Origin of the sequence: Streptomyces dryopteridis (assembly GCF_049606955.1) — a bacterium.
GTDB lineage: Bacteria > Actinomycetota > Actinomycetes > Streptomycetales > Streptomycetaceae > Streptomyces.
The window spans coordinates 763,092-787,919 of record NZ_CP187114.1; the positions used below are offsets into that span (position 1 = coordinate 763,092).

28 protein-coding genes, 1 tRNA gene and 1 pseudogene are annotated in these 24,828 nt (G+C 60.5%); 7 read left to right on the forward strand and 23 right to left on the reverse strand.

Features of this window, described 5'->3' with window-relative positions; genetic code table 11:
• Positions 1–19 precede the first annotated feature (19 nt).
• The 6 genes from ACN20G_RS29910 to ACN20G_RS29935 all read left to right on the forward strand — a co-directional run bounded on the left by ACN20G_RS29910 (position 20) and on the right by ACN20G_RS29935 (position 7,200).
• Positions 20–1,474 carry a hypothetical protein gene (locus ACN20G_RS29910; RefSeq protein ID WP_424216356.1) on the forward strand — a complete coding sequence of 485 codons (1,455 nt, stop codon included), beginning with the start codon at positions 20–22 and terminating at the stop codon, positions 1,472–1,474.
• A gap of 1,581 nt (positions 1,475–3,055) precedes the next feature.
• Positions 3,056–4,009, forward strand: a complete 954-nt coding sequence (locus ACN20G_RS29915) for a hypothetical protein (protein ID WP_424216357.1) — start codon at positions 3,056–3,058, stop codon at positions 4,007–4,009.
• Positions 4,010–4,086: 77 nt separating this feature from the next.
• Entirely contained in the window at positions 4,087–6,231 is a 2,145-nt protein-coding gene (locus ACN20G_RS29920) for a peptidoglycan DD-metalloendopeptidase family protein (RefSeq protein WP_424216358.1), read from the forward strand.
• Positions 6,228–6,602 (forward strand): hypothetical protein, encoded by a 375-nt coding sequence (locus ACN20G_RS29925; RefSeq protein ID WP_424216359.1) that lies wholly within the window; start codon positions 6,228–6,230, stop codon positions 6,600–6,602. Before ACN20G_RS29920 ends, ACN20G_RS29925 begins: the two co-directional genes overlap by 4 nt.
• Entirely contained in the window at positions 6,599–6,871 is a 273-nt protein-coding gene (locus tag ACN20G_RS29930) for a hypothetical protein (protein WP_424216360.1), read from the forward strand. Before ACN20G_RS29925 ends, ACN20G_RS29930 begins: the two co-directional genes overlap by 4 nt.
• A 2-nt stretch (positions 6,872–6,873) precedes the next feature.
• Positions 6,874–7,200 (forward strand): hypothetical protein, encoded by a 327-nt coding sequence (locus ACN20G_RS29935; protein WP_424216361.1) that lies wholly within the window; start codon positions 6,874–6,876, stop codon positions 7,198–7,200.
• 72 nt (positions 7,201–7,272) lie between these two features.
• Here the strand turns inward: ACN20G_RS29935 and ACN20G_RS29940 are convergent, their stop codons facing one another.
• From ACN20G_RS29940 to ACN20G_RS29955, 4 genes are all read right to left on the reverse strand, one after another.
• Positions 7,273–7,563 carry a hypothetical protein gene (locus tag ACN20G_RS29940; protein ID WP_424216362.1) on the reverse strand — a complete coding sequence of 97 codons (291 nt, stop codon included), beginning with the start codon at positions 7,561–7,563 and terminating at the stop codon, positions 7,273–7,275.
• 83 nt (positions 7,564–7,646) lie between these two features.
• A complete protein-coding gene (locus ACN20G_RS29945) occupies positions 7,647–8,051 on the reverse strand; it encodes a hypothetical protein (protein ID WP_424216363.1) in 405 nt (134 codons plus the stop codon).
• A gap of 188 nt (positions 8,052–8,239) precedes the next feature.
• The gene (locus ACN20G_RS29950; RefSeq protein ID WP_424216364.1) at positions 8,240–9,517 is read right to left on the reverse strand and encodes an Lsr2 family DNA-binding protein; all 1,278 of its coding nucleotides are present in this window, start codon (positions 9,515–9,517) and stop codon (positions 8,240–8,242) included.
• A gap of 627 nt (positions 9,518–10,144) precedes the next feature.
• Positions 10,145–10,570 (reverse strand): deoxycytidylate deaminase, encoded by a 426-nt coding sequence (locus tag ACN20G_RS29955; RefSeq protein WP_424216365.1) that lies wholly within the window; start codon positions 10,568–10,570, stop codon positions 10,145–10,147.
• A 372-nt stretch (positions 10,571–10,942) separates the two neighbouring features.
• On the opposite strand from ACN20G_RS29955, the gene ACN20G_RS29960 reads away from it, so the two are divergent.
• The gene (locus ACN20G_RS29960; RefSeq protein ID WP_424216366.1) at positions 10,943–11,146 is read left to right on the forward strand and encodes a hypothetical protein; all 204 of its coding nucleotides are present in this window, start codon (positions 10,943–10,945) and stop codon (positions 11,144–11,146) included.
• A gap of 31 nt (positions 11,147–11,177) precedes the next feature.
• Here the strand turns inward: ACN20G_RS29960 and ACN20G_RS29965 are convergent, their stop codons facing one another.
• From ACN20G_RS29965 to ACN20G_RS30055, 19 genes and pseudogenes are all read right to left on the reverse strand, one after another.
• Positions 11,178–11,423 carry a hypothetical protein gene (locus ACN20G_RS29965; protein WP_424216367.1) on the reverse strand — a complete coding sequence of 82 codons (246 nt, stop codon included), beginning with the start codon at positions 11,421–11,423 and terminating at the stop codon, positions 11,178–11,180.
• Positions 11,424–11,664: 241 nt separating this feature from the next.
• A complete protein-coding gene (locus tag ACN20G_RS29970) occupies positions 11,665–12,015 on the reverse strand; it encodes a DUF7239 family protein (protein ID WP_424216368.1) in 351 nt (116 codons plus the stop codon).
• 115 nt (positions 12,016–12,130) lie between these two features.
• Positions 12,131–12,826 carry an FAD-dependent thymidylate synthase gene (thyX, locus tag ACN20G_RS29975; protein ID WP_424216369.1) on the reverse strand — a complete coding sequence of 232 codons (696 nt, stop codon included), beginning with the start codon at positions 12,824–12,826 and terminating at the stop codon, positions 12,131–12,133.
• Between the two features lie 78 nt (positions 12,827–12,904).
• Positions 12,905–13,186, reverse strand: a complete 282-nt coding sequence (locus ACN20G_RS29980; RefSeq protein ID WP_424216370.1) for a hypothetical protein — start codon at positions 13,184–13,186, stop codon at positions 12,905–12,907.
• Between the two features lie 67 nt (positions 13,187–13,253).
• Entirely contained in the window at positions 13,254–15,278 is a 2,025-nt protein-coding gene (gene nrdJ / locus ACN20G_RS29985) for a ribonucleoside-triphosphate reductase, adenosylcobalamin-dependent (RefSeq protein ID WP_424216371.1), read from the reverse strand.
• A gap of 11 nt (positions 15,279–15,289) precedes the next feature.
• Positions 15,290–15,460 (reverse strand): hypothetical protein, encoded by a 171-nt coding sequence (locus ACN20G_RS29990; RefSeq protein ID WP_424216372.1) that lies wholly within the window; start codon positions 15,458–15,460, stop codon positions 15,290–15,292.
• Positions 15,461–15,462: 2 nt separating this feature from the next.
• Positions 15,463–16,146 carry a hypothetical protein gene (locus ACN20G_RS29995; RefSeq protein ID WP_424216373.1) on the reverse strand — a complete coding sequence of 228 codons (684 nt, stop codon included), beginning with the start codon at positions 16,144–16,146 and terminating at the stop codon, positions 15,463–15,465.
• A 20-nt stretch (positions 16,147–16,166) separates the two neighbouring features.
• Complete coding sequence (locus ACN20G_RS30000; RefSeq protein WP_424216374.1) at positions 16,167–16,904, reverse strand: ribonuclease H-like domain-containing protein; 738 nt, start codon at positions 16,902–16,904, stop codon at positions 16,167–16,169.
• Positions 16,901–17,320 carry a DUF3310 domain-containing protein gene (locus tag ACN20G_RS30005; protein WP_424216375.1) on the reverse strand — a complete coding sequence of 140 codons (420 nt, stop codon included), beginning with the start codon at positions 17,318–17,320 and terminating at the stop codon, positions 16,901–16,903. Before ACN20G_RS30005 ends, ACN20G_RS30000 begins: the two co-directional genes overlap by 4 nt.
• The gene (locus tag ACN20G_RS30010) at positions 17,320–17,949 is read right to left on the reverse strand and encodes a toprim domain-containing protein (protein WP_424216376.1); all 630 of its coding nucleotides are present in this window, start codon (positions 17,947–17,949) and stop codon (positions 17,320–17,322) included. The genes ACN20G_RS30005 and ACN20G_RS30010 overlap by 1 nt, the downstream gene beginning before the upstream one ends.
• A gap of 22 nt (positions 17,950–17,971) precedes the next feature.
• A pseudogene (locus tag ACN20G_RS30015) lies at positions 17,972–18,208 on the reverse strand (CHC2 zinc finger domain-containing protein); the annotation flags it as partial.
• Positions 18,172–18,714 carry an endonuclease domain-containing protein gene (locus ACN20G_RS30020; protein ID WP_424216377.1) on the reverse strand — a complete coding sequence of 181 codons (543 nt, stop codon included), beginning with the start codon at positions 18,712–18,714 and terminating at the stop codon, positions 18,172–18,174. The pseudogene ACN20G_RS30015 and the gene ACN20G_RS30020, both read right to left, overlap by 37 nt.
• Before the next feature lie 86 nt (positions 18,715–18,800).
• Complete coding sequence (locus tag ACN20G_RS30025; RefSeq protein ID WP_424216378.1) at positions 18,801–19,685, reverse strand: AAA family ATPase; 885 nt, start codon at positions 19,683–19,685, stop codon at positions 18,801–18,803.
• Between the two features lie 58 nt (positions 19,686–19,743).
• Positions 19,744–20,205, reverse strand: a complete 462-nt coding sequence (locus ACN20G_RS30030) for a hypothetical protein (RefSeq protein ID WP_424217454.1) — start codon at positions 20,203–20,205, stop codon at positions 19,744–19,746.
• Between the two features lie 23 nt (positions 20,206–20,228).
• On the reverse strand, positions 20,229–21,011 hold the full coding sequence (locus tag ACN20G_RS30035; RefSeq protein WP_424216379.1) for a PD-(D/E)XK nuclease family protein: 783 nt from the start codon (positions 21,009–21,011) through the stop codon (positions 20,229–20,231).
• A 771-nt stretch (positions 21,012–21,782) separates the two neighbouring features.
• Positions 21,783–22,241 (reverse strand): hypothetical protein, encoded by a 459-nt coding sequence (locus ACN20G_RS30040; protein WP_424216380.1) that lies wholly within the window; start codon positions 22,239–22,241, stop codon positions 21,783–21,785.
• A gap of 71 nt (positions 22,242–22,312) precedes the next feature.
• Complete coding sequence (locus ACN20G_RS30045) at positions 22,313–24,142, reverse strand: DNA polymerase (RefSeq protein ID WP_424216381.1); 1,830 nt, start codon at positions 24,140–24,142, stop codon at positions 22,313–22,315.
• A 215-nt stretch (positions 24,143–24,357) separates the two neighbouring features.
• Positions 24,358–24,531: a hypothetical protein gene (locus ACN20G_RS30050; RefSeq protein ID WP_424216382.1), complete on the reverse strand. Its 174-nt coding sequence runs from the start codon at positions 24,529–24,531 to the stop codon at positions 24,358–24,360.
• A 102-nt stretch (positions 24,532–24,633) separates the two neighbouring features.
• Positions 24,634–24,707 (reverse strand) — tRNA-Ser (locus tag ACN20G_RS30055).
• Positions 24,708–24,828 lie beyond the last annotated feature (121 nt).

Below are 24,828 nucleotides of genomic sequence, written 5' to 3' on the forward strand. Positions count from 1 at the left end.
GCACTGCTTAGGATTGCCAATGTCTGACCTCATAGAGCCGGAGCCTTATAGCGTTCCTGACTACTACAAGATTTCTCCTCGGAGTGAGAAGCCGAAGGCCGCGTTTACCGGTCAAGGTTGGGAAGTCGGTATCTACAAGCGTGGTCCGCGTATGCGTGAGGTCATGGACGAGCCGGTTTATGACAAGGCGGACCTAGGGACCGGATCGGAGACCAAGGGCACTAAGCGAATCTACTGGGGTTTCCGGTTCGCTCTCCAGAAGGTTGTACCGGCGCTTGAGATATCGCTTACGTCCACCATTGACGAGCCGAACACGGCGACTGTGACCCTGCCTCTCGGCGGTGAGCCCGAGGGCGTTCTACGCGGCGAGGTCTATCCGTACGACACGGTTATCGAGGTTGTCTACAACGGCTTCTCCATGTTCGCTGGTATCGCGTGGACTTGCCGCGCTGACTTCGCGGCTCAGTCGCTCACGATCAACGCAGGTGACTTCCTCAGCTTCCAGAAGTACCGGACTAGCGACCGTGCCCGGTTCGACGGCTACAACAACCAGAAGGGCAACATGGATGTTGTCGACGCTCTCTGGTGTTGCGCTATGCGCTCCTCGAACCTGAATGCCGGCATCCACTCAGCGATTTGGGTTGACCCTAAGCGCAAGGACGTTGAGCGGGAAGTGACGTTCGAGTACGGCCAGTTCAACACGGTGCTTGACCTGCTCTACACGTGGGCAGACAACCGTGACGGCTTCTACCTGTACGACGCTCCGGTAAGGGTCGGGCCGTCGAACATCAACCACACGATGAAGGGTGAGCCGGAGAACGACTACACGGGTCGTTATCCGGACACTGTCCTTATCCCGCAGGTCTCCTTCACTAAGAGTCGCGAGCCGGTACAGCTCAAGGTACCTAGCGCTGGTGGCGCTCTCAAGCCCTTGACGCTCGTGGACCGCGAGAACTGCGAGGTCACTGACCTGCTTATCGACGCGTCCACGTACGCCAACATCTCTACGGCCGTCGGCACTCCGGGCCAGTTGAACAACAACAGGCAGGCTAAGGAGTGGCGTCCGTGGGTGACGGAGTGGTCCCCTGGCATGGACCCCAACGACGGTTCTAAGTCCCCTGTCCCGATTAAGAACGTCGTGACTCGGCACAGTATTCGGATTGACCCTGAGGATGAACACGGCAGGGTCAACCTTGCGCTTCTCGCGGACAAGGCGAAGATTCAGCTTAACCGCTCTAAGGAACCGGCCATCATCCCCACGGTCCGTATCTATCCGGATCAGATACACCCTGGGTTCTTCCGTCAAGCGAACATGGGCCAGTACCTCCGTCTTGAGTCGCGCACTAACGACTATGCGCAGATTGATAACGACTACATGATCGTTGGCTCCACCATCAAGGCTGAGAAGGACGGTAGCTCAATCGTTGACCTTGACCTTGTCCAGAAATCCAAGTTTGAAGTTCCGATCAGCTAAGGCGGTTCACGATGGCCATGAACAAGATGGGAGCCCCTTCGCTTGAGGGGCTGTTGAAAGACCTCGAAGCCCGGGTTACGGCGCTTGAAACTGCGCCTATGCCTACGATCCCCAACAACCTTGAAGTCGACTCCATTCGCTTCCGGAACACTGATCGCCCTGGGTCCTCTTGGATAACCATGGCCATGGCTGACCGCAACGGACAGGACGGTACTCGGAAACAGGGCTTCGGCTCGTTCTACGGCGACAGTACGAACGGTGTGTTTCAGGGATGGGTGCAGGTCAACAGGTGGGGTCCCGGCGGCCCCCCGGCCGCTAGCGCCCCCTTCCCTGCGGAGGATGGTGAGAAGCGGTGATGAAGAAGGTCAAGGTGTACGGATCGTTCCCGTACATGCCTAACGGTCGGATTGAGTTCGAGTACCCGCCTCACCTTATCGAGGCTGTTGAGGACGGGCCGGATGCCCAGTTCTTCAAGCGGGTCGAAGTCGTTGAGCTTGATGAGGCCGGCTATTTTGAGACTGAGCTTGTCGGCGCTGATCAGAAGGAGGTCCGGCCGCACAAGTTCGTTCTCTCGGTACGGGTCTTCCCGGATGGTAAGGACTGTGACTTCACTGGGTTCTCAAGCCTCTCCATCTACGTGCCTGCCACGATCGGGCCCGAAGGTGTTGACCTCGCGCACTTGATCTGTGAAGTCCGGGGCGGTACCGCGACGGTCCCCGTCGAGGGGCTTCCCGGCCCTCCTGGTGCTCCGGGTACTCCTGGTGGTCCTCCTGGCCCTGAGGGTCCGGAGGGGCCCCGGGGCGACCGTGGCCCGCAGGGCGAGAAGGGTGATCGGGGGGCTACCGGGATGCCGGGGCCGATCGGCCCTCGTGGTGTCCCCGGCCGGGACGGCGAGACCGGCCCGCAGGGGCCGGAAGGCCCTCGGGGCCCCGCCGGTGAAACCGGTCCTCGTGGTGCTCCTGGTGCTGACGGAGAGCGAGGCCCCGCCGGTGAGACGGGGCCGGCTGGTGCTACTGGCCCAGAGGGCAAGCAGGGGCCGGAAGGCCCAGCCGGCGCCCAGGGCGACGAGGGCCCCAAGGGAGACCGGGGCCCGCAGGGGCCGCCGGGTGAAGGCGGTTGGCAGGAAGAGCGGGTAACCGCCATTGAAGACAAGGACGTTGAGCAAGACGACCGCCTCAAGGAGCTTGAGGAGTCAGGCCCCGGTGAGCCCGGCCCGCCCGGAGAGAAGGGCGAGAAGGGCGACCCCGGAGAACCTGGCCAGGACGGCGCCCAGGGGCCCACGGGCCCTGAGGGCAAGCAGGGTGCCCAGGGAGCGACTGGAGCGACCGGCCCGGCAGGCAAGGACGGGGAGGACGGCTCTCCCGGGGCTCCTGGTGCCACTGGCCCGAAGGGGCCCGAGGGTCCGGCCGGTAAGGACGGCGCCCGGGGCGAGAGAGGCCCTGAGGGACCGCAAGGTTCGCCCGGCGCCCAGGGGCCGAAGGGCAACGACGGCGCTACCGGCCCGGCCGGCACTGACGGCCCGAAGGTGTTCGTCCAGTCCACTGAGCCGACCGGTTCCAACGGGGACTTCTGGGTGACGGTATGAAGGTAAAGGATCAGGGCTCTTGGAAGACCGTTACCGGATTCAACGTCAAGCACGAGGGTTCTTGGAAGCCCGCTAACGCGGTCTATCAGATGATGGCGGGAGCTTGGCGCCCGATCTACGAACTCATCCGAGACCCTAAGGCAATCGGCAAGCCGACTCCTCGTTCATTCGGTTCTACGTCGAAGCCGGACAAGTACACGGAGTGGTCGTTCTCTGAGTTGGCAGCTCTAGAGCCTGTCGCCCTTAACGAGTCGAACCCGACCCACAAGGTAGAGAGCGCGGGTCTTAAGGTTCTGGTTTCGGGTCGCTACGACATCACGGGACAGGTTGAAATTGATCGCCCCGGGATCAACTATCCGGCAGGCATTGCTGTGCGATCTCAGTTCTTCAAGACCGGCACTAACGGGCAAGAGGTAGGAGTCGGGCAGCAGGTTCAAGAGTCCGACGGTAAGCAGCTCCGCAAGTCGAAGCTGATCACGCACAAGAACTTGACTCTTCTTGAAGGCGAGGTCATCGCGCATAAGCACTCTTGCGCTTACTCGGCTGGTCCATTTCTTACTGCCGTTGGAGAGTTCACGGCCGTCAAGGTTGGAGAGATCCGCTTGTCCTCCAACCCGGAGCCGCCTGCCCAGGTCGAGGGCTTGACCGCGACAGAGCCCCGGGCCTACAGCTCTCCCCGCACGGTCGGCGGGCTTCGGCTGAGCTGGGAGCCGGCAGCCGGGGCCGTTGACTACATGCTCGGCGTCTCGACAGACGTTGACCCTGAGATCAGTTGGTCTCTCCTCAACGACGAGACGCGCGTGTCCGTGGCCCGGCCTGAGCCGGACGAGGAACAGGGCGAGTCGTTCGCCCAGGTGCTCTACCACGTCAAGGCCGTGACGTACTGCGCGGAGACCGGAGAAGCGGTTACGGGGCCGGCCTCTCTACCGATCGAGTACGAAGTCACCTAACAACTGAACACCCCTTAGGGGCCCTGGTCTTCGGACTGGGGCCCCTTCTCGTTGAACCAACTGGAAGGAGCCTAGCCGTGGTTTACAGCGCTAGCGAGGCAATCCGCCTTGCCCGTAAGGAGATCGGCTACCGAGAGACCGGCAACAACGACACCAAGTTCAACCGGCGATTCGGGAAGATCCCGGGTTATCCGCACGACGGCTACGGCTACCCCTGGTGTCAAAGCTTTCAGTCCATCATCCACAAAGACGCGGGCGGTAAGCCTGATGTCGACTACCCGTGGTCTGCGGCCTGTGCCGTGGCGACGAGTTGGTTCAAGAGCCGTAAGCGCTTCTACTCGACTCCTCAGCCCGGCGACATACTCATGTACGGTCCCGGCGGCGGTACTCACGTAGACCTTGTCACCGAGGTAGAACCGACCCGCGTGAAGGTTGTCGGCGGTAACACGGGTGGTTCTCTCAACGGCCAGTTCTGGAACGGCGACGGCGTTTACGAGAAGTGGGTTAACCGCTCGTACTCCAACATTCATGGCTATGGCCGGCCTGTCTACAAGGGCGGCTCCACCCCTCCGCCCAACCCCGGCACCGGGAAGAAGTACAAGGTCACGAAGGGCCAGACACTCGGCGGTATCGCTGCGCTTCTCGGCGTGTCCCTGGCGGCCCTGCTTGCCGCCAACCCTTGGGTCAAGGACCCTGACGTGATCCGCGAGGGCGATGAGCTCACCGTGCCCAGCTCCTCGGAGTCCCCGAAGCCGGACCCGACTCCGACCCCGGACAAGCCCGCTCCGGGCACCATCAAAGACGGTATCTACTACGCGAAGGACGCGGAGACCCTGCGAACCATCGCGAAGCGCCTAGGCATTGATCTTGCCGAACTGGGGGCCCTGAACGAGGGAGTTGGCCTTGACGCCTCGCTCGTCGAGGGCTCTTCCATCATCGTCCCGAAGGGCACTCAGGTGCCGGCTCCTGGTGGCGGTTCCGGCGAGGGCTCGAAGCCGGGCGGCGGTGAAGGGTCGGACCCCCCGGCCAAGCCGGGCAACGAGTCGATCTACACCGTGGTTCGAGGTGACACCCTCTGGGGCATCTCGCGTGCCCACGGCATGACCCTGATCCGTCTGCTTGAGGTCAACAAGGGCCGCTTTCCGAACCCTGACCTGATCTACCCCGGACAGAAGGTCTACGTGGACGGCAAGGCCAAGGAAGGTGTCCCTTCCAAGCCGATCACCAAGCCGAAGCCGAAGCCCAAGCCGACCCCTTCGCCGGAGACCCCGAAGGAGTCCGAGACCCCTCCGCCCGTCGAGGAGGAGAAGGAGGAGACCCCGGTAGCGAAGCCGAACACGGACAACCTTGACCAGTCGACTTCTCCGCAACAGCGGTTCGGGAAGCTGTCTCAGGAACAGCACCGGAACGCCAAGGTCATCTATGACAAGGCCATTGAAACCTTCGGCGTCGAGAAGGGCCCGCGTGCTGCGGTCATCGCCCTGGCGACGGCTTACCAGGAGTCCAACATCAGGAACCTGAACCATGGACACCTTGACTCGCTGGGGCTCTTTCAGCAGAGAGCTTCCATGAACTGGGGCACCCCGGCTCAGATCCAGACTCCTGCCTTCGCTGCCGAGTCGTTCTACCGAGGCCGCGGGGGTAACCCGGGCCTCTCGTCTACCCGTTGGATGACCCAGCCGCTCACCGTGTCCGCCCAGGCTGTACAGAAGTCGGGCACCCCTTCGGCGTTCGCCGCGTGGGAGCGTGCGGCGGCGGAGCTGGTCAAGGACATCGTCAACGGCGTCAGCGGCCCCCAGGGGGCCGAACAGTCCCGCCCGATGGTTATCCCCTCGAAGGCGCCCGCTAGGTCCTGGGTGAAGCCCGTGGACGCCCCTACGGGGACACCGTTCGGGAAGCCGGGTTCCATGTGGTCCAGTGGCTATCACACCGGTCTAGACTTCCCGGCCCCGCAGGGCACCACCGTGAAGGCAGCGAAGAGCGGCACGGTGAAGACGGCCGGATGGGGCGGCGCCTACGGCAACCACGTGGTCATTGATCACGGGAACGGCACCGAGACCCTGTACGCGCACCTGTCCGCCTTCGGCGTCGGCGTGGGCCACGAGGTGAAGGCCGGCCAGGCGATCGGGAACGTGGGCTCTACCGGCAACTCCACGGGGCCTCACCTGCACTTTGAGGTTCGCGTGAACGGCGCCCAGGTCGACCCTGCGAAGTACCTGTGATCCACGACCGGGTAAGGGCCCTCGGCTACGCCTCGATGTGTGTAGCCGGGGGCCTTGGGCTCTTCCTGCCCGCGTTCGCGTCCTCGCTGATGATCGAGGCCGGCGGGTTCCCCCTGGCCATGCTGTACGGGCTGTGGTTGATCCTCACCGGTCTACCGGCCGCTATCAGCTCTTGGCTTGACCGGCCACTCATCGAGTACACCGTGATCCCGCTAGCCGCATCCGCTCTTGTCGGCTACTCGGCTCTTGCCGTGTTCTACGAACGGGGCGGCATGGCAATGATGAACCTCATCATCGTTGCCCAACTCCTTAGCCGCTGGATAGAGATTCACTCCGAGATAAACCAGTTCCGTAAGGAGGTGACCAGTTGAACGTCGCAGAGATCGTAACGGCCGTGTTTGGGGCGGGCAGTATCGCCTCTATCGCGGCACTCATTAAAGTGATGTCAGCTCGTAAGGACGGCTTTAACCGTGCACGCGCGGAACACATTGAAGACCTGGCTAAGTGGCGTGCCGAACTGCAAGACCAGGTAGAAGAGCTAACTCGACTGGTGCAACTCTATCAGCGTCGTTCTGCCGCATTCGAGTATCAGCTAAGGGCTAACGGGTTCACTCCCGACTATCCCGAAGAGAAGGAGTAGCCATGTTCGAGAACAATCCCGCTAAGCTCATGGGTATCGCTGGTGCGATACTCGCTCTTATCGCCGTATACGTTCCAGGGCTGCCTCAGGAGTCCATCCTTGCCGTTGTCGCCGCTCTAGTCGGCGGTGGCTTCTACGCGCAGAAGAAGGAAGACGACAAGACGGACGAAGCCTATGAGGCTATCCCGGATACTGTTGAGGCGGTTAACCGTCAGAACGAACTCATGCGTGCGATGGTCGCAGCGGAGAACGATCGTAAGGCGGCTTCTATGACTGAGACTCAGGCGATGGGTACGGCCGAACAGCAGGTTGTCACCTGGGGCCGTTAACGCAGAAAGACCCCCGGCGACTGAATGACAGGATGGTCCTGTCACCTAGTCGGCCGGGGGCCTTAGGGTGTGTCACTCGCCGTAGAACGCTCCGTCTTCTTCTCGGGCCGCATCGAACAGCTTGAGGTCTGAGCGTACGCGCTTCATCGCTTCACCCTCGCTGATGTCCAAGAGGAGAGAAGCGATAAGGCTCGCAGACTCAGCGATGCCCGCCGCGCGGGCTAGGGCGATCTTCTGAGTCGTTCCCTTAGAGTGCAGCCGCGCATTGTGACTGAGTAGGCTGGATCGGCCTACGAGCGCCGCATAGTGAGAACTGACCTGGTCCGTGAGCTCTACAAGAAGAGCCTGCCTTGCTGTGTCCATATGAAGACAGTACCACAAACATCCTAAGCAGTGCAACCCCCTTCCCTTATCCGACTGATGGTCGGGTAGGGGGCTTTTCTTGTTTAGCGCTTCTTCATGTTCAAGCTCTTGACATCCCAGCTGTCTCCACCTGTACCGTCAGTGGAGATAAGACAACGGTAGTTGCCTCGGATCATGGCTCCGAAGCCGTTCTGACTGTCCACGTAGCCGTTGATCTCGTACTTCCACTCATCGGGGCCTAGTGTGTGCGGGTAGACGCCGGTCTCGTCTTCCGGGCTGAACTGTGCAGAGGCCGGCGCCTTGAGCTTGTCTCTGACGTAATCCTCGCAATGGCTTATCGCCTGTTTGCTCGTCGGCTTGTCGCCATCGTCACTGAGCGCGTACCACGTACCGAAGCCCGCGCCTGCCAGAACGACGACGACCGCCGGGCCCCCGACCGTGATGAGCTTAGAGCGCTTGACCTTGGGGGTTTTGGGTTCTTCGATCACTTCTTTACCTCTCCATTGCGTTGCCGCCTTAAAGGGTAGGTGTGATGCTGAGAGGAGCGTTCCCGACAAAGGTCCTCGTAGGCGGGGGCCAAAGTCACTCCGCGGTGATGGTGTGTCAGGCTTAAGGGCAAAAAGAAAGGGCCCCGAAGGGGCCCGATCTCTTAACTGCTCAACCTGCTCAACGGCTCTTAGCGCTGAGCCGCAAGGTACTGGTCCACGATCGCCTTCGGGACGCGGCCCTTGTCGTTGACCTCCACGCCGTTCTTCGCGGCCCAGGCGCGCACGTCGGCCGGGTTGACCCCGTCCGGGGTGGCACCGTGGCGACCACCGGTCCGGGTCGGGGTGACGACTCGGGCCGTGGTGTTGCTGAGGCCGGTGAGCTTGCGGCGGAAGCCCCGCGCGGACAGCTCCTCCTGAACGGCCGTGATCGCTTCCGCGTGCTGGCGGGCGAGGCGGGCCACGTCCTTGGAGAGCTTCCCCAGTCGCGTCAGCTCCGACATGTCGGAGATGGAAGCCGTGTACTCGACCCCTCCGAACTCGAAGTCAACCGACTGGACCACCTTGAACAGGCCGTCGAACTCGTCTTCCTCGTCAGCCACGTCGTCACCTTCTTCGTCTTGCGGGTACGCCCACTTGTCCGTGTAGTGGGAAGCGACCTCCGACCAATCAACGCCGGAGATCTTCTCTTCCTCGCCCTCGTTGAGTTCCTTCTCAACGATGGTCTTGAGGGCCTTCCCGCCCTCCTTGAGGCTGCTGGCCGTACCGGCGATGGTCCGCGCGTTGTCCTCGTAGTCGAGTTCCGCGATGAGGTTCAGAATCCACTGCACGCCGGTCGCGTCGTCGCCCTGGTCCTCGTTGGCGCCGGCCTCCGGGGCCTCCGTGTCCTCGTTCACGTCTACCTCATCCGTCTGCGTCTCGGACACGTCTTCCCCTTCGGTTTCGGTCAACAGCTCTTCGGTGATCTTAGCCCAGTCGGCGGCTTCTACAAAGGCGGCCTGCAAGCCAGTCGCAAGGATCTTCTCAACGCACATGAACTGGACTTGCGCATCACCATATTGATTGTTCTTGATGAAGGCCCTAACGGATGCGCTGTCGTCAAGGTCTCCGATAGCGGTCAACACGACTCGCGTTGCACGTTCCGGGTCTTCCATGACCGAGATGTTGCTGTGCCCGTAGTCGTCACTGATCAGCGGCGAGTTCTCGTTAAGCCACTTCTCCGCGATCCTAACCGCATTGACCGCGTTACGCGACTCACTGACGGCCTTGTACTTAGAGATTACTTCGTAGATCCAGTCAATGGTCTCTACGTTCAGGTCTCCGTGTCCGGCCTTACCGGAGGGCCGCTTGAGCGCCGCCCAGTCTTCCCCGGGCTTGAAGCCTTCGTTACTGCCGACTTCATCCACGTAGGCCAAGAGGCTCTGTGGAATCTTGACGGTCACCTTGTCGTTGTCCTCGGCGCTGCTCATGGGTATGACCGTACACCCTCTAACGGCTTAGCGCAACCGCTTATCCGTGATCACTCAGAGTGAAGAAGAACTACACAGCTAACACCTTGCCTGTATGACTCGCACTTAGTTTCAGTCCAAGACTTACGCGTCTTGCTAGGCATGACTCTAGGCTCTGCAGACGCCTTAAGAGGCTTAGGCGGAGTAGAGGGCTCCGCAGTAGCGTTAGGGCTCTCAACAGGCACGGACGGTCTGAGCAAGGCTGTAGGGCCGTAGCTGACCGTGGGACTTACCGCAGGCGCCGGCCTCTGCTCCTGGTGGTGCTCGAAGGCCCCTGCGGCCGGCTTCCCTGCCCCCAACGCCACGAGGGCGGAGCCCGTGACCACAAAGGCCACGAGCCCCGCCATGATGAGCGTGTACGTCCTCACGCGGCCCCGCCCAGGAGCCACGTCGCTAGCTCCATAGCCCCGTCGACCGTGGGGGTTTGCCCCCCGTCCTTGAGGAGCTTCCCGGCGATCCGGACAGCTTCGGCCCGTAGCTCTAGCTGAGCCTTCGCGGCTTCCAGTGAACCCGTCCCGCCTTGCGGCTGGAAGTACACAGGGGGCATAGCCGTAGCGCTAGCGTCCCCATAGAACTGTGGTGTCTCGTTCATGCTTGACCGCCTCTGAGTATCGGCATGTGGATCAGGCCGTAGTGCCCGGGATAGATGACCTTGTCGATTCCGGAAGAGTGGATCAGCTTCATGCACAGCTTGCACGGGGCCCTAGTGACGTAGAGGTCTGCTCCTTGGCAGTTGTCCCGAGTCGCGTCAAGGATCGCGTTCATTTCGGCGTGAGTCTCTATGCAGTCCTCATAGCCACTGCCGCTAGGGGCGTCGGAGAGACATCGTGGGCAGTCCCCTGCTAGACAGCTTGGCCCCCCTGGTGGGGTGCCGTTGTAGCCGGAGCCCCGTACTCGACGGTCCTTGACGACCAGGGCCCCGACTTGGCACCGGTTGCAGTCGCCCCGGGTCGAGGCCCAGCGGGCGCCGTCCATGAAGTAGTCCGCCCAGTCGGGCCGGTTGTGGAATGTCATCTTCAAGTTCCCTTCTGACGTGCAGGTTTGCGCTGTGTTGGCAGTCCTGGTTCACTCAGGGCAAGTCGGAGCGCTGGTAAGGACAACTGAGGTCCTTCACTGATGGTCGACTTCCCCCGCGCACGTGGCCTTACGGGGTCATGCGGGAAGTAGTAACCCTTAGTTAGTGACTAAGGGGCCCGCTCAAGAGTGATGCGTTAACGAGTTCGGTTCAGTTCCGATCTCAACGAAATACTTCGTCGCGTACTAGATACGCCGGAGGCACGGTTTGCGGGCACCGTGTTTGACAGGACAACCCTGTCTTCGTTGAGATCGGCGTGCCCTCTTTCAGGTCCGCCGTTCCGCGAAGGCGTTGACACCCGAGAGGGAGAGATGAACCGCAACGCTCTGGCCCTGATCAGTGACCAGCTCGTGAGCCCGTGGCCCCTCGTGGCCCTGGTCTTCGCCATGTTCACCGTGACGATGATCGGCCGCATGTACTCGCTCAAGCTCGTGCTCCGGGACTCCAAGCCCGCCGACCGGCCGGCGATCCTCCGTGAGTACCGGCAGATCTGGCGGTTCGGCCGCCGCAAGTAGCAGTCCCGGTTAGTCCTTACCGGCTGGGCTGCTACTCCGCGAAGAAGCGGACCAGCCGGTCATAGGACTGCTCTCCCTTGATTAGCCGCTTACCATTGTTGATGGTCGGGGCAACGGTTACACCCTTAGCGGTCAAGGCTTCCTTGTCGCGCGTCTTAGCGTTAATGAACACGATGTCGACGCCGGTAGCCTCAGCCGCCTTAAGCGCTTCCGGCTTAGTCCGCTCACACGGAGGACAGGCCGGAAGGTAATAGAACTCAATAGGTGTCTTAGTCATGGGCTTTCCTTACTTGTCGATAACGCATCGGGCGGGAAGGTCCCCGACCCTTGAGAACAGCCATGTGTCACATGGGGCTGTCGAGTAGAACCAGAAGGTAGCCGCGATGCCGGCGAGGATCAGGGCTCCTATGCCGAGGTCTTTCACGTGCTCTCCCAGGGATAGTCAGTGATGCAGGATCGGCCGTTGCAGTAACGGCAGTCGTCTAGGTCTTCAACCCATACGTCTTCTTCGCAGCTCATTAGGTAGCCATCCGTACCGTGAAGCAGTTAGACGCTCCGGGCCGGATGATGAGTCCGCTATCGCCGTTGATGTCGAGTGCGCCGTTATCGTTGACGTAGGCGCGTACGTTGCTGCGCCTGTGGCCGTGTGGGCCCTTAAGTCGGAAAGTGATCCGGGTTCCTCCCCTTAGCGGGATATCGCCGTTGAGGTAGTCGGTTATGAGCACTTCGGCCCCGTCGTTAGGGAAGTTCATGCGCAAGTCTTCGATGACCCCTTCTCTCCGGGCGGCTTCCATTCGATAGACGCGGAACTGTTCTTGAGCCCACTTAGGGAGCTTGAGTTCCCGGGGGTCTGCTTCGCGCAGGTTCAACGGTTGTCCTTCCGGGTGGCGAGGAGCATGGCCAGGGACATGAACAGCGCAAAGAGGCTGAGTCCGATGGACAGGGCAGAGAAGATCATGGCGACGGTAAGCAAGGCAGGACTCCTTAGGGGGCGATACGGCCGTTAGTGTCGAAGTTCTTGAAGGTCTCCGGGCAGGACTGACGCGCAAGAGCGTCCATCTGCTTAGCGACTTCCTGAATCTCGTACAGAGGGAAGGTGGGCACCTTGCTGTCCTCGTGCGCCCACCGGAGAGACAAGAAGTTGAGGAGCGACCGGAGGTTCATGGTCACGTTGAAGCTCGTGTAGAGCGAGAAGGGCAACACGTTCCGGGCGACTTCTCGGGCAACCCCCAGTTCGAGGAGAGCCGTGTACTCGCCCCACGCGGCCTTAGCGGCGCGACCGTGGGCAAGCTGTGCTGCGGCTACCTGTTCAGCCGTCCCCGGCTCGAACCGGTAGGAGCCCGGCTTGCCGATCTGCTGTAGCGGCCGGGTGAGCGAGGGGAGGTAGAAGACGGGTTCCATGACTCGGTAGCGGGCGGAGGTCTCGTTGTAGGAGGCGATCCGGTGTCGGAAGAATTCGCGGGCTACGAAGATCGGGCACTCAATCCGGAACTGATAGAGCACGTGCTCAAAGGGGCTACCGTGCCGGTCCCGCATGAGCATCCGGAGAAGCCCCTTGTTCGCGGCCTGAGTGCCGGACGTGCCGGAGGACACGCGGGCAGTGTCCGCGATGGTCTGGTCCGTGCCCATGCTGTCGAGGAGTTCAACGGTCATGTTGCTGCGGAAGGTGATGTCAGACAAGAAGAGTCCTAAGGGAGGTTTGTTCAGGTCAACGCAAAGGGGGCCCGGTTTCAACCGGACCCCCTAAGTAGTGCAACTTCACTCGCTAGAAGCGCGGATCAGGAACTCTTCCCGCCGGCACGCGCTAAGCGGCGTGTCGTACGGGTCGGCCCCGGTCGGGTAGGTGAAGTGCACGTCATGCATTTCGGTCAGGAAGAAAAGGTCAGAGCGCTCATGGTGCATCCAGTCGTACACGTCGAGCGCGTACTCCGCATCACGGGTACGGACCACGTGAACGCCGGACTCATCCCACGGGTACTCAGCCTTGCCGGCCTCGGTGAGGCGGGCACTGATCTCGATGGCCTGGTAGGTGGCGTTCACTGCGACTCCCTTAGCGGTTGATGTAGTCACATCCTAAGCAGTGCAGCAAGTCTTAGTCAAACCCTGTCTAGATGCCACAGGCGCCGGAAGCGCAGATCTCGTCATAGCCTGTATCCCGAGACTCTTCGCCGGTCATGCTACCTCCGGTGATCGCGTAGTAGTGCTCTTCCGGGATGCGCTCGTACGGGGCCTGATCCCGAGAGACCTCCGGAAAGATCGTCGTTCCCTTAAGAACGTTTCCGTAGTCCTCGATGATCTCAATGAGCTTAGTCGGAGTAATCTTCGACGGGTCAAAGTTCACGGTCATGCTTACCGCGTTGTCTGCCCAAATCTCCTGATACATGCGCTGCACGTCGAGGACTGCGAACATCGCGAGCTGATCCACGGACTGAATGTCAGAGTCGATGTCCCAGAGCGGGTCAGCGGTAGGGATCTCGACTACGGCAGTGTTCGGAGCGTAGATGCAGGGCTCTACCTTGAAGCCCTTAGCGCGGTACTCCTCAACCTGCTTCACCTCACTCGGCTCGATAGTCGAGAAGCGGATACGGCGAATGAAGTGCTTAGCGAAGATCGGGTGAATGCCTTCACCGGAAGCACCGGCCAGTTTAGCGACAGTGCCCGTGGGGGCAATGGTCCGCTTCTTCACAGGTACGGGGATGCGCATCCGGTGAGCGTACTCGGTAGCGAACTTCTCTACCTTCTCCGCCATCGAGTAGAGCATGTTCTCAACGGTGGGGTCTGCGACTGCTTCACTGTAGGGGATGTTCAGCTTAGCGAGCATATCGGCGAAGCCGAAGTGGCCGACTCCAATCCGGCGGTTCTTCTCAATGACGTACTGAGAGGAAGGGTCTTCGACCTTAGCGAACGTCGCCCTCATAAGGTATCGGGTCATGAGCCGGTGCGCCTTGAGAAGGCCGTAGTAGTCGAGCCGCCCGGAGTCGTCGACGAACTCCCCAAGGTTCACGTGTCCGAGGTTGCAGGGCTCCCACTCGTTCAACGTGATCTCGCCGCAAGGGTTGGTGGCGAAGGTACCGTCAGGTTCCCCGCCCGCACTGTACGAGCTGTTCCACCATCCCGGCTCACCGTTGGCGTGCATCCCGTCCGCCATGAGCTTAGCGACCCGCTTAGCGGCTTCAAACGAGCCATCGGGCACAAGGCCGTCAAGGGCCTCCGTGAACGCGTCGTCAATCTCAACAGAGATGTTGGTAGTCCAGTGCTTCGACTGGTCGGCCTTGCAGCTCATGAACTTCTCGATGTCCGGATCAGCCCAATGCATGATGGACATCCGGGCGGATCGGCGGACTCCGCCGGAGACGACGCACTGTGCAATCTCGTGGTCGATCTCCATAGCGTCGAGGCCGCTGAGGGGCCGCGCGAAGACCCCCGCGGCCTGGAGCACCTGGCCCACGTTATGGAGCATCTGCGCGAACGGCTGGGGGCCGCTAGCAGTCCCTCCGAACCGGCGGAGGGGTGCACCCTTCGGGCGGACGCGGGACACGTCGAAGACGCGGTTGGCGTGCTGCGTGGTCGGGTTGTGGGCGGTACGGATCAGGTTGCCGAGGGCCTTGGCCCAGCCTTCGCGGGAGTCCTGCACGGGGAAGGCCCCGGACCATCGGTAGTCGTACTCCGTGGACAGGAGGCCGGCGGCCTGGAGGGCCGCGTAGTCCTGGTGCCGGGGGTCGCACACGATGTGCACGTCTACCGGGATGACGACCGGAGGCATGTCCTTGAGGTAGCGGGCGGAGTAGTTGGAGCCGACGCCCCCGCCTTCCATCAAGCGCATGAATGTAAAGGTGTAGTGCTTGGCCGGATCGCCGGGTTCCCATCCGGCGGCCCAGCAGTTGTTAAGCGCGTAGTCGCTAACCCCGCTCGACTTAAGGTGTCGCCCGGCGGGAAGAATCTTGAAGTCCCGCATGTAGGCAATGAGGTCTTCCCGCTCGTTCGGACCGGAGAACTTCTCATCGACAAGCGCAAGGTTGCCGTCTACGACTCGGGTGACGGTCTCTTCCCAGGTCTCCTTGGAGCCGTCGGGCTTGGTGCGGCTGTAGGTGCGCTCGAAGACGGTACGGGCGGTTTCGGTCTTGAAGGTCAAGTGCTCAGTCCTTAGAGATAGTTGATGTCATAGCGGCCACCCTTGCGGGTGCGGAGAAACGTGTCGTCGTCTTCGAAGAAGCCGAATCCGTTGGCGATAGCCCATGCTCCTTCGCTGTCTTCTTCGGGATCGTCGAAGAGAGCGGAGAGCGGAGAAGTGTCTATGTCGTAGTGGTCGGTCACGGTCACCCTCCGCAGAACCGGTAAGAGGTGGCGTCTTCAAGCTTGTCGGGTTCGGGGTCGTAGTGGTGGTCCCTGCGCGCCTTGGCGGCTAGCGTCGTGTGTGCACGGTTGGAGCCGATCCCCTCGTGCGCTTCACTGCGCTTGTAGAGTCCCCGGTTAAGCGAACTGGTGATGTCCTGAATCCCGCGACGGATGGCCTTCTGATCGCCTAGCGACATGTCACCCGGCTTGATTCCGTCGATGAAGCGGAGTTCGATGAGGTCTCGTTCCCGCTCGTTGAGCTTCTGGTAAGCCTCTTTCAGGTCCCAGAGGAAGACGGACATGCCCCCTGCGTTGACGGTCGCTCCTCGGGTTAGTTCCTTGGCCGGCATCATGTCCCAGACTGCGTCATCGTTCATGCAGTGCTCAAGTACTCGCCGGACAACGTCAGTCGTGTAGATCCAGTTACCGCTATTACGGAGGTAGTTGTCGAACTCCGACATGCAGTAGTGGTTGCCGTACCAACGGAGAGAGCGCTCAAGCTCGTTACTGTCTAGCTTCTCGAACCTGCCCCGCCTTTGCAGGACTTCAAGACAGATCGCTTGCGCGATGTCTTCGGCATCTGTACCTCGGTACTTGTGAGCAAGGCTCTTGCCTACTCGCTTCGACAGCTTGTCGAGATCGTAGGCGAACTGATCGTCAGTCATAGATTCCTAAGCAGTGCAATCTAACGGATAGAAGTGATCGGGGTAGCGTCGATGCGCTTGTTCCCTCGCGACCAACGGCCACAGTCAACGCACTTGTAGCGCTGATACACAGACATGGCCGTGTAAGCCTTGCCCTGCTTCTTGAGCTCCGGGCCCCCACAGTTGGGACACACGGTCTTTTCGTCGCCGTACAGGCCATGAGCAGGGTGGGAGGGAATCCACGGGATCAGCCGGTCGTACAGCTTCTCGGTGACCTCAACGTCCATCTTGTTGTACTTCTTCATGAGGGCCCACGCCTTGGCGTTGCCGGCCATGCAGTCAACCCACAGCTTGTGTCCGGTGTGTGGGGTCTTCTTACCGATGTTCAACCGCTGCACGACGTAGTCAAGTTTGTTCGAGGGGAAGCGGAACTGCTTGGCAACTACCTGCTTCAAGTCGATCTGCTTGAAGGGTGCCGGAGGGGTGAGCCCATGTTCTACGAACGCCCGGTTCAGGTGCGGGATATCGAAGGTCTTGCCGTTGAAGTGCACCACGGCGTCAGCCTTGTTCAGAAGCTCGTGAGCCGCTTTCACCATCGCTTCCGCCCCGTCGTGGTGAACCGAGTAGAACTTGACTTCCTTCTTTCCGTGCCACTTAGCGGCGAACGCGATGACCTCGCCAGAGGCCATGAGCTGATTGAGACTGATGGTCTGCTTGAACAGCCCCCACACGTGGGCCACGTTCGGAGAAGTCTCAATGTCAATGGTAAGGATCTTCACTTAACGTTCTCCACTCGATTGATTTCGCGGTTGACGTACCAAAGAGCCTTACGGAGGTCTTCCAGTTCATCAGCCTTCTTACCGGCACGGCACAGGTACTTGACCGCGTTACCCCGGTTGAAGACAAGGTGTTCGGTAAGGTCGATGACCTCAGCTCCGTTAGACCAACCCACGGCGTAGTGTGCCGGATGGTTGACCGCGTCGCCGGCCTCTGCGAGAGCCCTGATCTCATCAGGCATGACCGTGACTACCGTCAAGGTGTCTCCGCCAAACTCAACGTCATAGACGGTCTTTCCGAACTCGTTGCCGTAGGTCGAGGTGACTACTCCCTCTTGCTCCTTGAGGACCGGGAAGACCTGAGCACCCGCCGGGGACAGCTTCACGCGGGTGTCAACGGGATAGGGCTGCTTAGCCACTAGAGTCCAATCTTGGCCCGGACAGCGTCCCGGCCTTGAGTGATGAAGAGTTGGTTAACGTCGTCGTGCTTCGTCTCGCCCATCCGTACCGGCCTGAGCTGTGGCACGTCTCGTGCAATGGTCCGGGCTAGCTTCTCCCCCGCGTCGTCGCCGTCTTGGAGCATGAAGACGGTCCGGTACTGCCGGAACAACCGGGCCCAGGAGGACGACCACAGCTCTACCCCGGGGATGCCCACGGCGGGTAGGCCGGACAGCCCGGCGGCTACGGCGTCGAACTCCCCTTCCGTGATGCAGACGAAGGGTGAGTACTGCGTGAGGGCCCGGACGTTGTACGGCCGGGGTGAGGCCCCGGCAACGTCGAGGTACTTGACGGTTGCGTTCGCTGCGATCGGTCGGAACCGGATCTTCACAACGACTCCGTCAGCGCGGATATACGGGATCGCTATGCAGCCTCGATAAGCTTCATGACCGGGGAGAGGGTTAAGGACGTAGCCTAGGCCGAATTCGCCGGCCTCCGAGGTCTTCGCGTCGATCATCCGTCCCGCCAACCAGTCGAGGCCGCGGGCGCCTTCCGGGCCGTGTAGATCGGTCACGTACTGATACGCCGCCTTCTGCAAGAAGTCCGTCATGGACTTGCTTGGCACGGGCATAGTCGTTGTTCTCCTGTTGCTTAATGAACGTCCATGAGTTGCCCCCCGCTCCACAGGCTTGGCACTTGAACGAGCTGAGTTCGTGGTTAACGGATGCAGACGGCCGGGCCTCTGTGTGGACCGGACAGAGCATCTTGAGCCACCCGGCACCCTCGGGCACGTCTTCGGCCCCGTAGTGCCTTAGGACGTCGCCTATGGGCGCTAGCGGCCGGTTGTAGGTTGCTTTCCGCCGTACCATCGCCTTCCGATCAGTTGGGGGGCTGGAGGGTCTGTGAGGTAAGAAGCTGCGCTAAGCGCTATCCACGGGTCGTCTCGGAGACCTCGGGCGAGAAGCTGACGGTTGCAGCGCGCACAGAGAAGACCTCTGATAAGGCCAGTCTTGTGGCAATGGTCTACGTCGAGGTTCTTAGCGCGGGTCTGCTTGCAGATCGCACACTTACCACCCTGCTTAGCTAGCAGTTCTCCATACTCCCCGGAGCCCAGGCCGTAGACCTGCATCACGCGGGATTCGTGGGAGTTGCTTCGTTGAGCCGTCTTGCGACACGTAGAGCAGATACGGCCCCGGGTCCCGGTGAAGAACCTGTCCGCGCGGTTCTTCTCGCAACGCGCGCACTTGCGGTACCCCTTCTTAGGCTTCACGGGACAGCTCCGCTTCAAGCTCTGTGACCTTGTCGGCAGAGAGACCGCAGATCGGGCAGTCTTCTTCTCCGAGGACGGTTCCAGCACATTGGAGAGAACAGGCATGGTTGACGAGAACCATGGCCCACTCGTATTCGTCTTGTCGGCCCTGGTCGTACTCGTCCCTGCGAGGCGGGGGCTTACGGGTGTAGCTAAGCGGCATAGGCCATCTCTTCCGCCCTACGGGCTTCATTCCAGTCGGTTACCGGATCAACAAGCCGAGAATGGAACTCGGTAAGGTTGTCCGGCATCTGATGAACAGGGTCCGTGATCTGCATTGTTGAGAGATCGGCGTCAAGCGTTAGCCAGAAGGATCCTGCGGCATTAGCCTTACCTGATCGGTTCTTGACTACGGCGACACCCATAGTCGTCTCTGTCTCTCGGAAGAGATTCAGAATCAGGGTCGGGATCTTCGAGATTTTCCCTCGGAGTCCGCTAAGCGGCGCGGGCTTGTCCCCGGCCTCATACTCGCCAATCAGATGGTGGAGTCCGATAACGACAGCGTCAGTCTGTCGGGCAAGCTCGTTGAGGTAGTCGCAGACTGCTTCGAGGCCGGCGAATCCTTCTGTGTCTCCTGCATAGACGTTGCTGACGTTGTCGACAACGATCACGTCAGGCCACCCGTAGAGGTGGGCATAGCATCGGGTGACTTCTTCGAGCGTTTCGAGTTCAGGCGACGCGTCGAAGTCAAACCAAACGTGACTGAGCATGTTGGACAGAAGCCTGTCCATCTGCTCTGTGTCGTTCTTGTCGATGCCTTCGAGGTAGCTGGTTACCGGGTCCTTAGTGAGGATGGACGCGGCACGGGCCCGCTGTACGCGGGCCCCGCTGTCGGCGGAGAAGTACAGGACCTTCTTACCGCTCTTGATGGCGAGGGTCAGCGCTAGCGCGCTTTTGCCCACGCCGGGGGCAGCCGCGATCAACACGAACTCCCCCCGGCGGAACTTCACACCCTCGTCCGTAAAGGTCTGCCACACAGTAGGGAGAGGTTCGGACGCTTCTCCCTGAGCATTGCTAGCCATTCCGATGGAATACACGACTAGCCCCTTTCTAGACTAAGCAGTGCAATTTCAATTCTAAGCAGTGCAGCTCTGCTTACTCGAAAATGGCCTTGCACTGGTCCGGGGCACCCTTCGGCTGGGGGCAGAACCACGCGGTCCACTGGCCTCGCGCGTTGGTGCCGGTCCGCATCGTGCGGGCGCCGTGCTGGCAGCTCTTCCCGGCCGTCTGGGCTGCCGGGAGGCCGGCCATTGCGCCGCCTGCCGGTGCGGCCGGAGCGGGACGCGTGGCGGGTGCCACGGGGCCGTAGAGCCCCTGGGCGGCCTTCGAGTACGTGACTACGTTCTGCGCGTACCGGCCGAACTCCTCAGACTCCATGATCTCGTTGGCCTCATTGAGGTCTGCCGTGTGCAGCACGCCCCACGGGGCGTCAAAGCCGCTACCGAACTTGATGGTAGTGGTGATGCCGTTCTTCTGGTCGGCCATGTTGGCGTTCTCCTTCTTGTCGGTCTTGTTGCTGTCGGTCATGCCCGCGAACGGGTTGGGGAAGTCAGTCATCAGCTCATCCTAAGCAGTGCAATTCAATAGACGAAAGAACAAGCGTTCTTCACAGTGCAGGGGAAGCACTGTCCCGGGTTGGGGACGTAGACCTCGTTCTGCACTCCGGTCTCAAAGTTCCGGAACCACGTCTCAACCATCTCCCTTGTGTAGTGGGAGACGTTGACCGGCTTGGACGGCCGAAAATCCTTAGTCATGAAGTAGTCGGCTTCATAGGGCAGCTGTCCGGTGAGTTCCTTAACCGCCCAGCGGTAGACGGCTAGCTGGATCGGAGAAGGCGGGATCTTCGTGCCGGTCTTAACGTCTCGGAGCTTGATTCCATTAGAGGTCTCAATGATCAGGTCAATAGCTCCCTTAACGGGGACTCCGTTGACAATGATCTCGAAGGGGACTTCTACCCCCGGCTTACCGTCCGGAAAGACGTACAGCCACTCATGATCACGGTTGGTCTCGCACCATCGGATGTACCCTTCAACGTGTTCATAGACCTTCTGGAACCGCTGGGTCAGATCGTCCTCAGTGGACTTCTTACCGCCCCGGAGCCAGTTGTCTAGGTTAGGGTCCGCCGCGTACATCTTCGCTGTCTCAGCGGCCCACTGTTCCCGGGCTACGTCGAGAGCTTCGGCAAGGGTCAGGCGCCGGCCTGACAACTCGTAAGCCTCTACGGCCGCATGGATGGCGAGGCCCTGGGCGAACCACGCGGCCTGTAGCTGGGGAGCCTTCTCGATGCGTTGTAGGCGGTACGCCTCTCCGCAGGACAGCCACGACGTGAGCTGAGAGACGGACCGGTGTGCGGGCTTCTCCATGTGTCTCCAAACCGAAAGGGGCCCTTACCGAAGCAAGAACCCCTCATCAGGTGCGTCTAGTTAAGAACGGGTTCCGCAATGCAGGTCATAAACCATGCGTCGGGATCGTTATCGCATACCCCTTTGTGGATCACCTTACCAGGGTTCAACTCAACGGCTTCAAGGATGAAATCCTTAGGGCCGGATGTGTACCAAAGGCCGGTGGAAGCGATGGGGGCGTTTCGAACGGTGGTGGTACTCACGGTGGGGGGATTCTCTCTTGACTTGTTTCGTTCACTAAGCCTGATATGCGGGGGGCTTATTCGAGCCAAGGAGATCGTTGTTCACAGAGCGATAATGGCGACGCCAACGGCGATTAATGCTGTGGTGAATCATCGCGGCTTCTCGGGCGCCGTCACAGTTCTTGCACCTGCTACACGGGGCAAGTTGCCTCAGCGCAGTAACGCGGAAGGATGGCGCTCTAACGAGTTTTTCTAGGGCGTCCCGCAGGGAATTGACTGTACGCGCTAGCTCATCAAGAGGGCTCGCGAGGCGCGTTGCCCTAGTCGAAAGATTGAACACTGCGGTAGCTATGAGAGCTACGAATACGGTTATCTCGCCTTCCGTGATCACTTCGATATGATCGCGGCCGACGTACGCCTCTACGCGTCCGGTTAGGTTATAGACCTGTGACGTAGCGTAGAGGTTGCACCGTTCAAGGATGAAGATCTGAACGGGACCCAACATCGGAGGGTTAGCACCTCCTTCCCCTGTTGATCTGCGGGTGGTCAGTTACTTTACTTCGCCTTGATGATCCTTTCGAGTCTGTTCCTTGCGCAGAACGTCACTGACCTCACGGACCAAAGCCTCAAGAAGTCCGGGACCTTCGCCCAAGGGCACCATGATCAGGCCCTCGTCCTGGTCGTAGTCGTACTCCTGTCCTTCGGCCAGGGACCGCACGGCCCATCCATAGCCGGTGTTGAACTCAGGGATGTTCTCTTCCCCGTGGATCTTCCGGGACAGCATGGCGACGTTCTGGCCGATGTTGCTGTTGTTCTGACGCTCGCTCATGCGCCAAGGGAGCCACTTCTTATGGCTCAGGTACTCCTTAGACAGGTCCGCTTCGCGGAGCTTGAGGAACACCCATCGACGTGATCGGCCGACGATGCGGGCGATCTCGTCAGCGCCGTAGCCCAACACGTTTAGCTTGATGACCGACTGCACAGTCGGCGGATACTCGTTACTCTCCATGGCTTCTCCGTTGAGCTGTTGTGTAACCCAAAGGTATCACAACTTCACTGCTTAGACTAAGCCAAATAGCGTTAACGGTAACCGTCACCCCAGCTACGTCCGTAGACCTCAGCTTCAGTCGGGATACTGACACCTTGCCACTCACAAGACATCAGCTTCCCTACCTCGTGAGCGATCTCCTTAGCCTGCTTCTTCGGGGCGCTGAGTATGAACTCATCATGCACGATAAGCCGCATGTAGTCGAGATAGCCGGCGCGATGGACCCTAAGAGCTCCCTGACCCATCAGGTCCCGGGCAAAGCCCTGCACCTTGTAGTTGGTGGAGGAGTACAGACGGTCACGGTCTACGTGCAGCACACGGCCGCTGTCGGTCGTCACGTAGCCGAACCGGATGGCCTCTGACCGGTTCTTCTCCGCGTAGGCGGTAACGCCCTTGTATGTGTCGTCGAACGCCTTGACTACGGCCTTAGCAGCTTCTGGGGCCGCGCCGAACTGCGTAACGAGGGTCTTCCATCCTCCGCCGAAGACCTTCGCGAAGTTGGAGCCTTTCCCAAGCTTGTACTCAGGGTGCTTCCCGTCGATGAACGGCATGTCTCCGAACGCGGCTGTAGCGGTCACGTTGTGAAGGTTGAGTCCGTCAAGGAACGCCTTCATCATGACCTGGTCTTGAGCCAGAGCGGCCAAGACACGCAACTCCATGTTCGAGTAGTCGATACCGCAGATGAGCTCTCCGGGGTCAGCGATGAAGCAAGCCCGGATAGCCCACTCAGAGCTAGGGAGAGTCTGTAGAGCCGGGTCGGTGACGCTCATCCTCGCCGTGCGGGCAAGGAGTGTGTTTATCGTTGCGTGGATGCGGTCGGACTCGTCCGCGTCCGCAAGGAAAGCTGCGGCGTAGGACTTGTCCCACTTCAGCGCTCGCTTACCGTCCCGCACGATCTTCGCTAGCGGGTGTCCCCGCTTGACCAGCTCCTCAAGGGCCTTCTTGTCGAGTTGGGGAAGGCCGGTCTTCGTCTCGCCCAGGAGCACGGCGCCACGAGGGGCGATCTGCCGCCCTCCGAGGCCCAGGGACTCCCACACGTCCGGCTTCTCTTCCCGGAGCGCTGCAAGCCACTGTTTTGGGGCTCTGATGGCGCCGTCCCGCAAGAGCGCGTAGATGACCTGCATCTGTGCGTTAATGCTGGTGATGCCCCAGTCTTCTTCGGCGGCATCGGCGGCAACGTTGTAGTCGTACACGTACTGAGCTGACAGCTTCTCCGTGTAGTCCCGATCCAGCAAGAAGCCTTTGCGCTGCATGTAGGCGCCGATAAAGGCTAGCTCTGTCTCCATGGGAAGAAGCCCGCGCGCTGAGCGCGGTATGAGCGGAGTGAGCTTAGCCCGGAGGCGTGCAGCAATGATCACGTCAACTAGACCGTAGTTGAGGTAAGGCAGGTTCCACAGATCAATCCGGGCATAGCCGGTTGCCTTAGTGGCTTTGATCTTCCGGAACTCTTCCTTAAGGGCTACGGCTCCTTCTTCCGCGTCGCCACCTAGGTAGGCGGCTCCCAGGTATTCAAGCCCGTGCCCTGTCCCGCCCTCTTGGCGACCTCGGCTGTCGATAAGATGGCTTATCGTCCGAGTGTCGACGGTCTTGCGCCACATGTCCTCAAGCTTGAAACCCAAGCTCTTGTCTGTGGCCAACCAGTCGTAGGGGGCGTTGTGCATCGTTAGCGACTCGATGTGTTCGAGAGCGCATCTGACGATGTGGGAGTAGTAGTCCCTATCGGCTTCAACGGGGATAGCCCATGCTTCAGTTTCAGTGCCGAACTGCGCTACCCGGACTTGAAAGCCTTCGGAGTAGACCTTGAGCCCGGTTGTCTCTGTGTCGTAGGCGATCATCCGGCGGTTGCGGTTGATCCAGTCCACGAAGGCCGGTATATCGTCGCGTGTCTCGACTACCCAACCGGTCCATGGCCAGCCGCCGATTGAGCCGTTGAACTCTAGGGCCACAGCTCTATGACCCTTACTCGTTCGTCTACGGCCAGGATCACGTACTGTGCTCTGTCGCGTGCCGACTCCTCGTCGGGGAACTCTTCCCTTGTCGGCCCGTACCGTCCCCGGTACTCAATCGCGTGAGTCACTTAGTTTTCTCCTTTCTCGTAGTCTGCGAGCATGAGCCGCCATGTCCCGTGAATCGCGGGCTTGACGCATACTCCGTAGCGCGCGGTAAGGCCCATATTCGTGAGGGCTTCCGCGTGCTTGAACATGGCGCTTACCGCTTCGGAGCGCTCATCATGGGTGGACAGGATCTTCACTAGTCCTCCTTACCGTTAAAAGGGGCCCCGGGCGCTAAGCAAAGGAGGCGACCGTGTTCGTGAGCCTTAGCTCTATCTGATGGGTCGCGCACCCGGGGCTAGTGCCCTCACCCGGATTCGAACCGGGGCCTAATCAACGTTCAGGGTTGATGCTCTGCCTATTGAGCTATGAGGGCGTTGGCAGTCCGTTCAGTAGGGCTGCCTATCCCATCGGGCCGCTTTTCTAGCCTTACGGCGTCTGGTGCGTCACCCGGCGGATAACCGTGTATGAGGTTTTCAAGGTGCTTGCCGTTCCGT